The 13,340-nt window shown below is 37.5% G+C and carries 16 protein-coding genes and 1 riboswitch; of the genes, 15 read left to right on the top strand and 1 reads right to left on the bottom strand.

What is annotated here, in order from left to right; genetic code table 11:
* Positions 1-29: 29 nt before the first annotated feature.
* Positions 30-677 (bottom strand): phosphatase PAP2 family protein, encoded by a 648-nt coding sequence (locus U860_RS0117765; RefSeq protein WP_025149608.1) that lies wholly within the window; start codon positions 675-677, stop codon positions 30-32.
* Positions 678-821: 144 nt separating this feature from the next.
* Between U860_RS0117765 and U860_RS0117760 the strand changes: the two genes are divergently transcribed.
* From U860_RS0117760 to U860_RS36860, 15 genes are all read left to right on the top strand, one after another.
* The gene (locus tag U860_RS0117760) at positions 822-1,349 is read left to right on the top strand and encodes a hypothetical protein (protein WP_025149607.1); all 528 of its coding nucleotides are present in this window, start codon (positions 822-824) and stop codon (positions 1,347-1,349) included.
* Positions 1,350-1,779: 430 nt separating this feature from the next.
* Positions 1,780-2,145: an arsenate reductase family protein gene (locus U860_RS0117750; RefSeq protein WP_002174068.1), complete on the top strand. Its 366-nt coding sequence runs from the start codon at positions 1,780-1,782 to the stop codon at positions 2,143-2,145.
* Between the two features lie 41 nt (positions 2,146-2,186).
* The gene (gene gcvH, locus U860_RS0117745) at positions 2,187-2,570 is read left to right on the top strand and encodes a glycine cleavage system protein GcvH (RefSeq protein WP_000026896.1); all 384 of its coding nucleotides are present in this window, start codon (positions 2,187-2,189) and stop codon (positions 2,568-2,570) included.
* 621 nt (positions 2,571-3,191) lie between these two features.
* A complete protein-coding gene (locus U860_RS0117735; protein WP_000640865.1) occupies positions 3,192-3,536 on the top strand; it encodes a toprim domain-containing protein in 345 nt (114 codons plus the stop codon).
* A 3-nt stretch (positions 3,537-3,539) separates the two neighbouring features.
* Complete coding sequence (locus U860_RS0117730) at positions 3,540-3,848, top strand: thioredoxin family protein (protein ID WP_029953020.1); 309 nt, start codon at positions 3,540-3,542, stop codon at positions 3,846-3,848.
* Between the two features lie 152 nt (positions 3,849-4,000).
* Entirely contained in the window at positions 4,001-4,345 is a 345-nt protein-coding gene (locus U860_RS0117725) for a hypothetical protein (protein ID WP_025149604.1), read from the top strand.
* A 125-nt stretch (positions 4,346-4,470) separates the two neighbouring features.
* Positions 4,471-4,578, top strand: a riboswitch (SAM riboswitch).
* A gap of 201 nt (positions 4,579-4,779) precedes the next feature.
* Entirely contained in the window at positions 4,780-5,805 is a 1,026-nt protein-coding gene (locus tag U860_RS0117715; RefSeq protein ID WP_002174065.1) for a methionine ABC transporter ATP-binding protein, read from the top strand.
* Positions 5,798-6,463 (top strand): methionine ABC transporter permease, encoded by a 666-nt coding sequence (locus tag U860_RS0117710; protein ID WP_025149603.1) that lies wholly within the window; start codon positions 5,798-5,800, stop codon positions 6,461-6,463. The genes U860_RS0117715 and U860_RS0117710 overlap by 8 nt, the downstream gene beginning before the upstream one ends.
* Positions 6,464-6,485: 22 nt before the next feature.
* A complete protein-coding gene (gene metQ, locus U860_RS0117705; protein ID WP_025149602.1) occupies positions 6,486-7,298 on the top strand; it encodes a methionine ABC transporter substrate-binding lipoprotein MetQ in 813 nt (270 codons plus the stop codon).
* A gap of 238 nt (positions 7,299-7,536) precedes the next feature.
* Positions 7,537-8,322, top strand: a complete 786-nt coding sequence (sufC, locus tag U860_RS0117700) for a Fe-S cluster assembly ATPase SufC (RefSeq protein WP_000929159.1) — start codon at positions 7,537-7,539, stop codon at positions 8,320-8,322.
* A 15-nt stretch (positions 8,323-8,337) separates the two neighbouring features.
* The gene (gene sufD / locus U860_RS0117695) at positions 8,338-9,630 is read left to right on the top strand and encodes a Fe-S cluster assembly protein SufD (RefSeq protein ID WP_025149601.1); all 1,293 of its coding nucleotides are present in this window, start codon (positions 8,338-8,340) and stop codon (positions 9,628-9,630) included.
* Entirely contained in the window at positions 9,630-10,850 is a 1,221-nt protein-coding gene (sufS, locus tag U860_RS0117690) for a cysteine desulfurase SufS (protein ID WP_025149600.1), read from the top strand. The genes sufD and sufS overlap by 1 nt, the downstream gene beginning before the upstream one ends.
* On the top strand, positions 10,840-11,271 hold the full coding sequence (gene sufU / locus U860_RS0117685; RefSeq protein WP_000009523.1) for a Fe-S cluster assembly sulfur transfer protein SufU: 432 nt from the start codon (positions 10,840-10,842) through the stop codon (positions 11,269-11,271). Before sufS ends, sufU begins: the two co-directional genes overlap by 11 nt.
* 48 nt (positions 11,272-11,319) lie before the next feature.
* A complete protein-coding gene (sufB, locus tag U860_RS0117680) occupies positions 11,320-12,717 on the top strand; it encodes a Fe-S cluster assembly protein SufB (RefSeq protein ID WP_001118827.1) in 1,398 nt (465 codons plus the stop codon).
* A gap of 6 nt (positions 12,718-12,723) precedes the next feature.
* Positions 12,724-12,849: a hypothetical protein gene (locus U860_RS36860; RefSeq protein ID WP_275887057.1), complete on the top strand. Its 126-nt coding sequence runs from the start codon at positions 12,724-12,726 to the stop codon at positions 12,847-12,849.
* The last annotated feature ends 491 nt before the right edge of the window (positions 12,850-13,340 follow it).

The following is a 13,340-nucleotide window of genomic DNA, read 5'->3' as shown; positions in this document are numbered from 1 at the left end:
ACTGAAGAAGCCACAGTCTGCTTTTTTAGTTACATTTTATGATTTTGTTTCACGGGAACTGTCACTGTTTCTTTTGCTAACAAGAGTTGAACACCGAAGTATAGTATACCCGCAAGTGTCATACCAGAAACGGCATCTACGAATGCATGCTGCTTCGTAAATAATGTTGATAAAATGATAAGCGTACCGAAGAACGTAAGGATGTAATATTCAAAAGCATGTTGTTCTCTACGCTTAAAGGCAGCTAACATAATTACAAATGTTGTAAGAACGTGAATGCTAGGGAAGCAGTTTACTGGTTGATCAATACTATAGATATAGCGGACTAGTTCGGAAAATACGTCTGTTCCAACGACAGTTGGACGTGGTACAGTTGTCTGCCAAAAATAATAAATAGAAAAACAAGCAAGTTTTCCAAGAATTACACTACTTAAAGTGACGTAATATTGCTTTCGATCAGCAAAACAGTAATAAATAAGTGCACCGTATAAGTATGGAAACCAAAGTAAATAAGGAATAATAAATGCTTTCACAAATGGAATCCAACTGTCTACTACAGTTGTGACGTTTACTGCGTGAACAGTAGATTTATTTAATACATCGTAAAGGGGACTTACGAGTACGAGTAGAAGTATATAACTTAACGGAAGAAAAGATGAAAGTTTAAATTTCTTCATGATAATCTCCTATGTTTTAGTAATGTAAGTAAATTCAATTGATTATAATATAGAAAATCCAATTGGGCTATCGATTTTACTTACATTTTCTTGAATTCACCTTACATTTTTGTCACTTGACTTAAAAGAGGGAGAGGGTGCTAAATGAAGCGTTCATTTTATTTCTTAGCTTTTATATTGTTATGCCTGGTGGGTACTGGGTGTGCAAAGAATAAAGAAGGAGAGAAATTAGAATATAACGGGAGAGCACTCGTAATGGGAGTTGTTGGTGAAAAGCCGAAAGATACATTTAGAAATATAAAATTTGAAAGCGTAAAATTGGAAGAGATGCAGGAGAAATCAGCAAAAGTTGATGGTTTTCTCGTCATGAAAGAATATTTTCAAGAAGCATCGAAGGAACAGTATACGGACTTATTTTTATCATTAAAGAAGCCAGTGTTTTTTATCGGTTTACAGGATAGACCATATTTGATTTTTACTAAAAAAGCTTTAGATTATGACAATGCCCCAAAGGATGAAGCAATGATGTATACACAAGGATTTGTAAATATGGGAAGCAGTGAGGGGCAATATTGGGGTATGGGATTATATACTGATACTGTTTCGGATCAAAATATTCATAATATGTATATATTAGTGTTTCAAACAGTTTCGGATTATTTAAGTAGATGATGAAGGAGCCCATAAATGAGGCTTCTTATTTTTTATTTTAAATAAACGTTTGTTTAAGGGGTATGTTCGGCACGAAAGGATCTATGTATTTCAAAGGTTACTATAGAAAAATGTGAAATTAAATAAACGTTTGTTTAAGGTATATGTTCGGTATGAAAGAATCTATGTTTTCAAAAGGTTGATGTAGAAAATATGAAATTAAATAAACGTTTGTTTAAGATGTATGTTCGGGTTAAGGAGGGGGAAAGGGAATGTGAAGAAAAAATTATATATTTATTTTTTTCTTATAAATGGCGGAAAAATAAGAAAAATTTGCAGGATTATTAAAAATTATCACGAAATAAGTAAAAGTTTAGCGAATAATCGTTTGAAATAATAAAATGTTTTCTATATGATAAGGGTAAAGGTTAGTAAAAAAGTAGGTGAATTTATGACAGTAACATTTTATTCATATCCAAAGTGTGGCACATGTCAAAAGGCAAAAAAATGGTTTGAGGCAAACGATGTAGCATATGAGATGATTCATATTGTTGAAAATCCACCGTCAAAAGAAGATTTACGTAATTTACATGAGAAAAGTGAATTGCCATTAAAAAAATTCTTTAATACAAGTGGAATGCGTTACCGCGAACTTGGCCTAAAAGATAAGTTAAATGATGCGAGCGAAGACGAAATGTACGAGCTTTTAGCATCTGATGGCATGTTAATTAAACGTCCAATTGTAACAGATGGAACGAATGTAACACTTGGTTTTAACGAAGAGCAGTTTGAAAGTGTGTGGAAAAAGTACCAATAAGGTATTTTTACATAATTAATACATTCACTGGAGGTACAGTCATGAGCATTCCAAATAATTTACGTTACTCTGAAGAACACGAATGGGTAAAAACAGAAGGTAATGAGGTTGTTATCGGTATTACTCATTTTGCGCAAGGTGAGTTAGGCGATATCGTATTCGTTGAACTTCCTGAAGTAGGTGCAACAATCGAAGCTGACGAGCCATTCGGAAGCGTAGAATCTGTTAAAACAGTTTCTGAATTATACGCACCTGTAAGTGGTAAAGTTGTAGCAGTAAACGAAGAATTAAGTGACCAACCAGAACTTGTTAACGAATCTCCATACGAGGGTGCATGGATGGTTAAAGTTGAACTTTCTGATGCAAGCCAAGTTGAGAAGTTATTAACTGCAGAAAAATATGCAGAAATGACAAACCAAGACTAATTATAGTCGAAGAGAAAGGACAGCCTTTGTGCTGTCCTTTTTTGTGTGTGTTACATAATGAGTTTGGAAATACATATATATTAATTATTATGTAGGAGAACGTTTTTGAAAAAACTTTTTTCATTGAGGCTTCATGCTGAGCGAGCCGTATGCGCTTTTCTTTATGATCTAGCTCCAGTGGCTAGATTGTTCGGTGGCTTCGCTTCTTCCTGCGAGGCAAAAAGCGCCTCTACGTCAGAAGCTCCATCCCCCTCACAATCTAAACGAGCCACTTCCGCTTTTCATTGTCTAGCTCCACCTCCTAGCCCTTCATGTCTAAGAACCTTCCGCACGAGAAGACAAGAAGTGTCTTCTGTGCGAAAGAACCTTAGCCAACAGGGCTAAACAGTCGGTTCCGCTTTTCTTTATTGTCCAGCTCCTGCGGCTAGATTGTTCGGTGGCTTCGCTTCTTCCTACGAGGCAAAAAGCTCCTCTACGTCAGAAGCTCCATCCCCTTCACAATCTGAACGAGCCGCTTCCGCTTTTCTTTTGCAAAAATAAACAGGAAACAACATGAAAATAACGAATATACTATATACTAAGTTAAAGGTTGTATAGTATATGGTGATCGGGTGATGACATATGATTTATGTGGAAAAAGTCATTATTGTAGAAGGTAAATCGGACAGAAGAAAGATTGAATCTATTATTCGTGAACCAGTGGAAATTGTTTGTACAAATGGTACAATTGGTTTGTCGAAAATGGATGAGCTCATTGATCAGTTTTTTGATAAAGATGTGTATGTGCTAGTGGACGCTGATGATGCAGGAGAAAAGTTAAGAAAACAATTCCGAAAAGAATTTCCGCAAGCAGAGCATATTTATATTGATCGCTCGTATCGCGAGGTGGCGACTGCGCCTTCTTCACATTTAGCAAATGTATTATGGGGAGCTGACATTGACGTTTATACAGAATATTTACGGTAAGGAATGATAGAAGTGATTAACTGGACAGGAGCCGAAGCTACAGCCCTAATAGAAAACGAAGAAAAAACAGTGTTATATGTGTATACACCAATGTGTGGAACATGCCAATTAGCAAAGAAGATGTTAACGGTCGTTGAGATGACGATTGAAGATTTGAAAATTGGGATGTTAGATTTAAATTATGCTCCGCATTTTGCGAAAGAGTATGGGATAGAAAGTGTACCTTGTTTACTTCTTTTTGAAAATGGGACACTGATGAAGAAGATATACGCATTTCATTCGGTTGAATATTTATATACGGAGTTAAAGTAGGCGGCAAAGTTTTTGCCGCCTCGACATATTTCTTGGGAAATATGTCGAGATGCATGGTAGATACAGTATTTGTCGAGCGAAAGTAACAGGATTGCTCTTTAGAAAGAGGGAATGGTATGTAATAGAAAGTGATATGAAGGATGTGATTTAGGGTGAAATTATATTCTTTGCTTCAATCATTTGTAAATTACGCTAATGGTCAATATCATTTAGAACCGCTTTTAAGGCAAGGAGAAAAAAACGTTAATTTTCGATTTGGAGATGAATGTTGTTCATTACAAATTTCAAGAGATTATATAGAACTTTTGAAAGAGGCGAGAGGAACGGAACAAATCGTCTGCTTAGAGGAAGAGGATGTTCAAAAATTAGTGACTGGAAATATAAGGTTGCAAACGTTGGTGAGTGATGGAAGAGTACAATATTCAGGAACGTATCGAACGATGCTATTAGTTGAATCAATGTTTCATATATGTAAACCGATGTCAGTGGGAGCTTAAAATTCTGAAGTTTCTTTTTTTGTGAAAATTTCTGTTGACACGGCGTGTAGATGTTGATAGAATTCAATTCATAAAATATAGACAATTTCATAAATTTTAAATCAGACGAAAATTTAATCTGATTTCTCTTATCAAGAGAGGTGGAGGGACTGTGCCCTGTGAAGCCCGGCAACCGTCAACTTATGTTGAAATGGTGCCAATTCCTGCAAAGCAAATGCTTTGAGAGATGAGAGAGAGGGATAATGTTGTTATATACGCATATAAACCTTTCTGCTTCTCTAAAAGCGGAAAGGTTTTTTGTTGTTTGAATGTGGAGGATATTCAAACAATAAGATGAGCAATAGCGATAGATTACACGCATCAAAAATAAAAAATTGCGGAGTAAATCTAAAAGAGCCGCTTGCGCTTTTTATTAAAAAAAGGGGTGATACACCATGATTCTATTAGAGAATGTAAAGAAAATATATAAGTCAAAAAGCGGTGATGTCACTGCTGTAGATAACGCCAACTTAAAAATAGAGAAAGGTGAGATCTTTGGTGTTATCGGATATAGTGGCGCTGGGAAAAGTTCTTTAATTCGATTGTTTAACCAGTTAGAGAAGCCAACTTCTGGCCAGATTACGATTGCAAATCGTGTGATTTCAGCGATTACTGGAAATGAACTTCGTAAGGCGCGACAGGAAATCGGAATGATTTTTCAACATTTTAACTTACTTTGGTCACGAACTGTTCGTGAAAATATCGCATTCCCACTTGAAATTGCAGGTGTTGATAAGGCGGAGAGAAGAAAACGTGTCGATGAGTTAATTCATCTTGTTGGATTAGAAGGAAGAGGCGATGCATACCCATCTCAGCTAAGTGGTGGACAAAAGCAGCGCGTCGGGATTGCAAGAGCGTTAGCTAATAATCCGCAAGTACTTTTATGTGATGAAGCAACGTCAGCTCTTGATCCGGAAACGACAGATCAAATTTTAGATTTATTGTTAGATATTAATAAGCGTCTCGGTTTAACAATTGTATTGATTACGCATGAGATGCACGTTATTCGAAAGATTTGTAATCGCGTTGCGGTAATGGAGAGAGGAAAAATTGTAGAAAGTGGTCCTGTACTTGATGTGTTCCGTAACCCACAGCAAGACATTACAAAACGATTTGTACAGCAGTTAACTGATTCTGAAGATACGAATGAAACGATTGAAAGTTTAATTGAAAAATACCCAGATGGAAAAGTAATTCGCTTGCAATTTATCGGTGAGGCAGTAGAAAGACCGGTACTTCAAAGGTTAATGCAGCGCAGTGATATAGAAGTTAGCATTTTGCAAGGGAATATCGCACAAACGAATAACGGTTCTTATGGAAGTTTAGTTGTTCATTTAAATGGTGAGGAAACAGCGATCCAGCAAGCGATAGAGGGAATACATCAAGATCAAGTAGAGCTGGAGGTGATTGCTCATGGATAAGTTACTCGCAAATGTTGATTGGAATCAAATGTTAGAAGCAACAGGTGAAACACTATATATGACGGCAATCGCAGCGTTTGCCACATTTGTTTTAGGACTTATTTTAGGACTATTACTCTTTATGACAGCGAAAGATAATTTATGGGAAAACAAAGCAATTAATACGGTGATTGGAGCATTCGTAAACATTTTCCGCTCTATACCATTCATCATTTTAATTATTTTATTAATTCCGTTCACAAAGATTCTTCTTGGAACAATTCTTGGAGCAAGTGCAGCATTGCCAGCTTTAATTATCGGTGCAGCACCGTTTTACGCAAGAATGGTTGAGATTGCACTTCGTGAAATTGATAAAGGTGTAATTGAAGCTTCAAAAGCGATGGGAGCAAAAACAAGTACAATCATTTTGAAAGTATTAATTCCAGAATCGTTACCAGCATTAGTATCTGGTATTACGGTAACGACAATTGCTTTAGTAGGCTATACAGCAATGGCAGGTGTTGTTGGTGCTGGTGGCCTTGGAACACTTGCTTACCTAGAAGGATTCCAGCGTGGTAATAACGATGTAACAATCGTCGCAACAATTTGTGTATTGCTAGTTGTATTTTTAATTCAGTGGATTGGTGATAACGTAACGACTCGAATAGATAAAAGATAATGAAAACGGGAGGGTATTTTAAATGAAAAAATTATTACTTACAGCACTTATTTCAACTTCAATTTTTGGGTTAGCTGCTTGCGGTGGGAAAGATAAAGATGAAAAGAAACTAGTTGTTGGGGCTTCTAACGTACCGCACGCTGTTATTTTAGAAAAGGCAAAGCCGTTACTTGAGAAAAAAGGAATTGATTTAGAAATAAAAAAATTCCAGGACTACGTGTTACCGAATAAATCGTTAGCGGATAAGGAAATAGATGCAAACTACTTCCAACACATTCCGTATTTAGAAAAAGAAATTAAAGATAAGAAATATGATTTTGAAATAGCGGGGAAAATTCATTTAGAACCGATTGGCGTATACTCTCAAAAATATAAGAGCTTAAAAGAGCTTCCAGACGGGGCGACAATTATTATGAGTAATTCTGTTACTGACCATGGACGTGGTTTAGCAATTTTACAAAAAGAAGGCATTTTAAAAATTAAAGACGGAATAGATCCTGTTAATGCAACTCCAAAAGATATTGCAGATAATCCGAAAAACTTAAAATTCAAAACAGATATTGAGCCTGGTTTATTACCACAAGTGTATAACAATAAAGAAGGCGACGCTGTTCTAATTAACTCAAACTATGCGATTGATGCGAAGTTAAACCCAGAAAAAGATGCAATTGCAATTGAAGGAAATGATTCACCGTACGCAAACGTAGTAGTTGTTCGTAAAGGTGATAAAGATAAAAAAGAAATTAAAGAGCTAGTAGAAGTACTGCATTCAAAAGAAATTCAAGATTTTATTAAGAAAGAATATAAAGGTGCTGTGCTTCCTTTAAGTGAATAAATACAAGGAAAGGACTGGGAAATTACCAGTCCTTTTTTCTTTATATATATAAGAAGGAAGGTGTATCATATAAAGATGCAAAGGAAATACTTATATACATTTGTGAAAAAATTGTTACTTTTTTTAGTCGTTTGCGATATCATTTTATTTGATATAAAATTAGAATGAGAATAAAATGAGAATATGAACGTTTTAGGAACTTTTAAAATGTATATAGAGGATTAATGGAGGTATTGAGATGGCTGGTTCTACATTAACGGTTAAAGACTTACACGTATCAATCGATGGCAAAGAAATTTTAAAGGGTGTAAACCTTGAAGTAAAAGGTGGAGAAATCCACGCAATTATGGGACCTAACGGAACAGGTAAATCAACTTTATCTTCTGCGATTATGGGTCACCCAAAGTATGAAGTAACAGAAGGTAGCATCATCATCGACGGTGAAGATGTATTAGAAATGGAAGTAGACGAGCGCGCACAAGCAGGTCTATTCCTAGCAATGCAATATCCAAGTGAAATTAGCGGAGTAACAAACGCTGACTTCTTACGTTCTGCAATTAATGCACGTCGTGAAGAAGGCGATGAAATTTCTCTTATGAAATTTATCCGTACATTAGATAAAAACATGGAATTCCTAGAAATGGATCCAGAAATGGCACAACGTTACTTAAACGAAGGTTTCTCTGGCGGTGAGAAAAAACGTAACGAAATTCTTCAATTAATGATGATTGAGCCAAAAATCGCAATCTTAGACGAAATCGACTCAGGTCTTGATATCGATGCGTTAAAAGTTGTATCTAAAGGTATTAACGAAATGCGCGGCGAAGAGTTCGGTTGCCTAATGATTACGCATTACCAACGTTTATTAAACTACATCACTCCAGACTTCGTTCACGTTATGATGAACGGTCGCATTGTTAAATCTGGTGGCCCTGAGCTTGCACAACGTCTAGAAGCTGAAGGTTACGACTGGATTAAAAAAGAATTAGGTATTGAAGACGAAACAGCAGAGCAAGAAGCGTAAGAGAGGAGCATAAACATGACAATCGGTACATTACCTTTCGATCAAGAAACAATCCGTCAGCGCGCAAGCGAAGTAAACGAAGCTGCTTGGTTGACTGAGTTCCGCTTACAAGCTCTTGCACAAGCAACTGAACTTCCAATGCCAACGCCTGATAAAACGAAAATTGAAAAATGGGACTTTATCGGAAAAGGCGACGCTGCTAAGCAAGAGCCTGTAAGTTCTTTAACAGAGCTTCCAGAAGCAGTGAAAAACTTAATCGATGAAAATAACAGCGTATTAGTACAACGTACTGGTACAACTGCGTTTGTTTCTTTAGCAAACGAAGCAAAAGAAAAAGGTGTTATCTTTACAGACATCGTAACAGCTGCAACTGAGCATGCTGAACTAGTACAAAAGTACTTAATGAAAGACGGCGTGAAAGTAGACGAGCATCGTCTAACTGCACTTCATGCTGCATTAATCAACGGCGGTGCATTCGTATATGTTCCGAAAAACGTTGTTCTTGAAACTCCACTTCAAGCTGTATTCTTAGTAGACGGCGAAGAAGCTAACGTATATAACCACGTATTATTCGTAGCTGATGCGAACAGTACTGCAACTTATGTAGAAAACTACGTTGCAAATGAAAATGCTAAAGGTATTGCAAATATCGTAGCAGAAGTAATCGTGGAACAAGGCGCACAAGTGAAATTCGGTGCGGTTGATTTATTAGCAAAAGACGTAACAACTTACGTTAACCGCCGCGGTGTTGTAGGACGCGACGGCCGCATTGATTGGGCTCTAGGCCTTATGAATGACGGAAACACAATTTCAGAGAACGTTACGAACTTAATGGGCGACGGTTCATTTGCTGATACGAAAACAGTAACAATTGGCCGTGGTAACCAAACACAAAACTTTACAACTAAAGTTGTTCACTTCGGTAAACACTCTGAAGGTTTCATCTTAAAACACGGTGTACAAAAAGATAGTGCAACATCTATCTTTAACGGAATTGGTAAGATTGAACACGGTGCATCTAAATCAAATGCACAACAATCTTCTCGCGTTCTTATGTTAGATGAGAAAGCTCGTGGTGATGCAAACCCAATTCTTTTAATTGACGAAGATGATGTAATGGCAGGTCACGCAGCTTCAGTAGGTCGCGTAGATCCAATCCAACTATACTACTTGATGAGCCGTGGTATTCCAAAACGCGAAGCAGAACGTTTAGTCATCCATGGATTCTTAGCACCTGTAGTAAATGAGCTTCCAATTGAAGGAGTAAAAGCACAGCTTGTTGAGGTAATTGAAAGGAAAGTTCGCTAATGAATATTCATGAAATACGCAAACAGTTTCCAATTCTTGATCAAAAAGTGAACGGCAAACAACTTGTTTATTTCGATAGTGCAGCAACTTCTCAAAAACCAATTCAAGTCATTGAAACGTTAGAACGTTACTATAAAGAATATAATTCTAACGTGCATCGCGGTGTTCATACGCTCGGTACGAAAGCTACCGACGCGTATGAAGGTGCACGCGAGAAAGTTCGCAAGTTTATCAATGCGAAATCAATGGAAGAGATTATTTTCACACGCGGAACGACAACTGCATTAAATACAGTAGCAGCAAGCTATGGTCTTGAAAATGTAAAAGAAGGCGACGAAATCGTTATCTCTTACATGGAGCACCATAGTAACATCATTCCGTGGCAACAAGTTGCGAAGAAAACTGGTGCAACTTTAAAATACCTTCCGCTTCAACCAGACGGTACAATTTCGTTAGAAGATGCTCGTCAAACAATTACACCGAATACAAAAATCGTTTCAATCATGTATGTATCAAACGTACTTGGAACGATTAACCCTGTAAAAGAAATTGGAGCAATCGCACACGAAAACGGTGCAATTATGGTCGTTGATGGTGCACAAAGTACACCTCATATGAAAGTAGATGTACAAGATTTAAACTGTGATTTCTACGCATTATCTGCTCATAAGATGTGCGGACCTACAGGTATCGGCGTATTATATGGTAAGAAAGAATTGCTGAACAATATGGAGCCAATTGAATTTGGCGGTGAAATGATTGATTTCGTAGATTTACAAGAATCTACTTGGAAAGAGCTTCCGTGGAAGTTTGAAGCAGGTACACCGATTATCGGTAATGCAATCGGACTTGGTGCGGCAATTGATTTCCTAGAAGAAATCGGTCTTGATAATATTGAAAAGCATGAACATGAATTAGCGCAATACGCTTTAGAAAGACTATCAGAAGTAGATGGCGTTACAATTTATGGTCCAAAGCATCGCGCTGGTCTCGTTACATTTAATATTGAAGACGTACATCCTCACGATGTAGCAACGGTATTAGATGTAGAAGGTATTGCGGTTCGCGCAGGACATCACTGTGCACAACCGCTTATGAAGTGGCTGAAAGCTTCTTCAACAGCACGTGCAAGCTTCTATTTATATAATACAAAAGAAGAAATTGATACATTTGTTGAATCGCTAATCAAGACAAAGGAGTATTTCACAAATGTCATTTAATAATTTAGATACGTTATATCGTCAAGTTATTATGGATCATTACAAAAATCCTCGTAACCATGGCGTATTAGAAGATAGTGTTACTGTTAACTTGAACAATCCAACTTGCGGCGATCGTATTCAACTTACGATGAAAGTAGAAGAGGGTATTGTACAAGAGGCGAAGTTTGAAGGCGAAGGATGTTCCATCTCAATGTCTTCAGCTTCAATGATGACACAAGCAGTAAAAGGAAAGAAAATTGAAGAAGCACTTCAGCTTTCGAAAATTTTCTCTGACATGATGCTAGGAAAAGAGTACGATGACAGCATTGATTTAGGAGATATTGAAGCATTACAAGGCGTATGCAAGTTCCCTGCACGTATTAAATGTGCAACATTAGCGTGGAAAGCGTTAGAAAAGGGCTTAAACGAAGATAAGTAATGTTAAAGGTTCCTAAAAACGAGGTTATCTAAGGAGGGACACACCAACATGGCGAAGCAACTGCCAGATATCGGCGATTATAAATATGGTTTCAAAGACAAAGACGTTTCGATTTTCCGTGCTGGACGCGGTTTAACAAAAGAGATCGTTGAAGAGATTTCACGTATGAAAGAAGAACCACAGTGGATGTTAGACTTCCGTTTAAAATCACTGGATAAGTTCTATGAAATGCCAATGCCACAATGGGGCGGCGACTTAAACGACTTAGATTTCGATGAAATTACGTACTACGTAAAACCATCTGAGAAATCTGAGAAGTCTTGGGATGAAGTACCTGATGAAATTAAAGCGACATTTGATAAATTAGGTATTCCAGAAGCTGAGCAAAAATATTTAGCTGGTGTATCTGCACAGTACGAATCTGAAGTTGTATACCACAACATGAAAGAAGACCTAGAAGCTCTAGGAATCGTATTTAAAGATACAGATAGCGCATTAAAAGAGAACGAAGATATTTTCCGTGAGCATTTCGGAAAAGTAATCCCACCAACGGACAACAAATTCTCTGCATTAAACTCTGCAGTTTGGTCTGGTGGATCATTCATCTACGTTCCAAAAGGTGTTAAAGTTGATACACCACTTCAAGCGTATTTCCGTATTAACTCTGAAAATATGGGACAATTCGAGCGTACGCTTATCATCGTAGACGAAGGCGCACACGTACACTACGTAGAAGGTTGTACAGCACCTGTTTACACGACTAACTCACTTCATAGTGCGGTAGTAGAAATCATCATTAAGAAAGATGCATATTGCCGTTATACAACAATCCAAAACTGGGCGAACAACGTATACAACCTAGTTACAAAACGTGCGGTTTGTGAAGAAAACGCAACGATGGAATGGATTGACGGTAACATCGGATCTAAATTAACGATGAAATACCCAGCAGTTATCTTAAAAGGCGAAGGCGCTCGTGGTTTAACATTATCTATCGCGATTGCTGGTAAAGGCCAACACCAAGATGCTGGTGCAAAAATGATTCACTTAGCACCAAACACATCTTCAACAATCGTTTCTAAATCGATTGCGAAGCATGGTGGTAAAGTAACTTACCGTGGTATCGTACACTTCGGACCAAAAGCGAAAAACTCTCGCTCTAACATCGAGTGTGACACGTTAATCATGGATAACCAATCTACATCTGATACAATTCCTTACAACGAAATCAAAAACGATTACGTTTCACTTGAGCACGAAGCGAAAGTATCTAAAGTATCAGAAGAACAATTATTCTACCTAATGAGCCGTGGTATTTCTGAGCAAGAAGCTACAGAAATGATCGTAATGGGCTTCATCGAGCCATTCACTCGCGAACTTCCAATGGAATACGCAGTTGAAATGAACCGCCTAATCAAGTTTGAGATGGAAGGTTCTATTGGTTAAATAGAAATGCGGAAGGTTCTTAGACATGAGGGTCTAGGAGGCAAAGCTGGACAATATTTAAAAGTGGAAGCGGCTCGTCCAGAATGTGAGGAAGCGAAGCCACTGAACATTCTAGCCGCTGAAACTGGATAATATATTGAGGAAGCGCCCTGCATAGCAGGGCGCTTTTTTGTATTGTGTGGAGCTGGGTGAGGGATACTCCACTTAGTATGCAGTCAATTATATCAACGATTTTTCAAATATATCGACCACAACTCCGAATATATCAGCGATTATTACAATATATCGACGTTTCGACAAGGATATATCGATTTATCCCGCAAGTAAGACTCCCACCTCAAAATTCGGCTGTAAAGCAAAGGAGTTAGGTGGGAGATCAACTGCCCGTAAAAGCCCGATTGGTGCGGGCTAATAATCAGTGGGGGATGAACAAAATCCCGACTGATTAAAGTTTCACTTTATCCACAAATTGAGACATGGTGAACGTACGCATATACCACTCAACCCGCAAAAAAAGCCATCAAAAGACGGCTTTAAAACCCAAACATTACAAATATAAAAGGAACGCATATTAAGATAAAAATAACTAATATAAGTAAGACAAAGATACCGACAAATCTCAA

Origin of the sequence: Bacillus sp. H1a (genome assembly GCF_000633475.1) — a bacterium.
In the GTDB taxonomy this organism is placed as follows: domain Bacteria; phylum Bacillota; class Bacilli; order Bacillales; family Bacillaceae_G; genus Bacillus_A; species Bacillus_A paramycoides.
Note: the sequence above shows the minus strand (reverse complement) of the source record. Positions and strands in the feature narration are given on the sequence as shown.

What these genes read in the sequence shown, in the direction of transcription:
- U860_RS0117760 (WP_025149607.1), top strand. Translation starts at nt 822, where the DNA reads ATGAAGCGTTCATTTTATTTCTTAGCTTTTATATTGTTATGCCTGGTG.
- sufS (WP_025149600.1), top strand. Translation starts at nt 9,630, where the DNA reads ATGAATATTCATGAAATACGCAAACAGTTTCCAATTCTTGATCAAAAA.
- U860_RS36860 (WP_275887057.1), top strand. Translation starts at nt 12,724, where the DNA reads ATGCGGAAGGTTCTTAGACATGAGGGTCTAGGAGGCAAAGCTGGACAA.
- U860_RS0117765 (WP_025149608.1), bottom strand. Translation starts at nt 677, where the DNA reads ATGAAGAAATTTAAACTTTCATCTTTTCTTCCGTTAAGTTATATACTT.
- U860_RS0117710 (WP_025149603.1), top strand. Translation starts at nt 5,798, where the DNA reads ATGGATAAGTTACTCGCAAATGTTGATTGGAATCAAATGTTAGAAGCA.
- U860_RS0117715 (WP_002174065.1), top strand. Translation starts at nt 4,780, where the DNA reads ATGATTCTATTAGAGAATGTAAAGAAAATATATAAGTCAAAAAGCGGT.
- U860_RS0117730 (WP_029953020.1), top strand. Translation starts at nt 3,540, where the DNA reads ATGATAGAAGTGATTAACTGGACAGGAGCCGAAGCTACAGCCCTAATA.
- sufU (WP_000009523.1), top strand. Translation starts at nt 10,840, where the DNA reads ATGTCATTTAATAATTTAGATACGTTATATCGTCAAGTTATTATGGAT.
- gcvH (WP_000026896.1), top strand. Translation starts at nt 2,187, where the DNA reads ATGAGCATTCCAAATAATTTACGTTACTCTGAAGAACACGAATGGGTA.
- sufB (WP_001118827.1), top strand. Translation starts at nt 11,320, where the DNA reads ATGGCGAAGCAACTGCCAGATATCGGCGATTATAAATATGGTTTCAAA.
- U860_RS0117735 (WP_000640865.1), top strand. Translation starts at nt 3,192, where the DNA reads ATGATTTATGTGGAAAAAGTCATTATTGTAGAAGGTAAATCGGACAGA.
- sufC (WP_000929159.1), top strand. Translation starts at nt 7,537, where the DNA reads ATGGCTGGTTCTACATTAACGGTTAAAGACTTACACGTATCAATCGAT.
- U860_RS0117750 (WP_002174068.1), top strand. Translation starts at nt 1,780, where the DNA reads ATGACAGTAACATTTTATTCATATCCAAAGTGTGGCACATGTCAAAAG.
- metQ (WP_025149602.1), top strand. Translation starts at nt 6,486, where the DNA reads ATGAAAAAATTATTACTTACAGCACTTATTTCAACTTCAATTTTTGGG.
- sufD (WP_025149601.1), top strand. Translation starts at nt 8,338, where the DNA reads ATGACAATCGGTACATTACCTTTCGATCAAGAAACAATCCGTCAGCGC.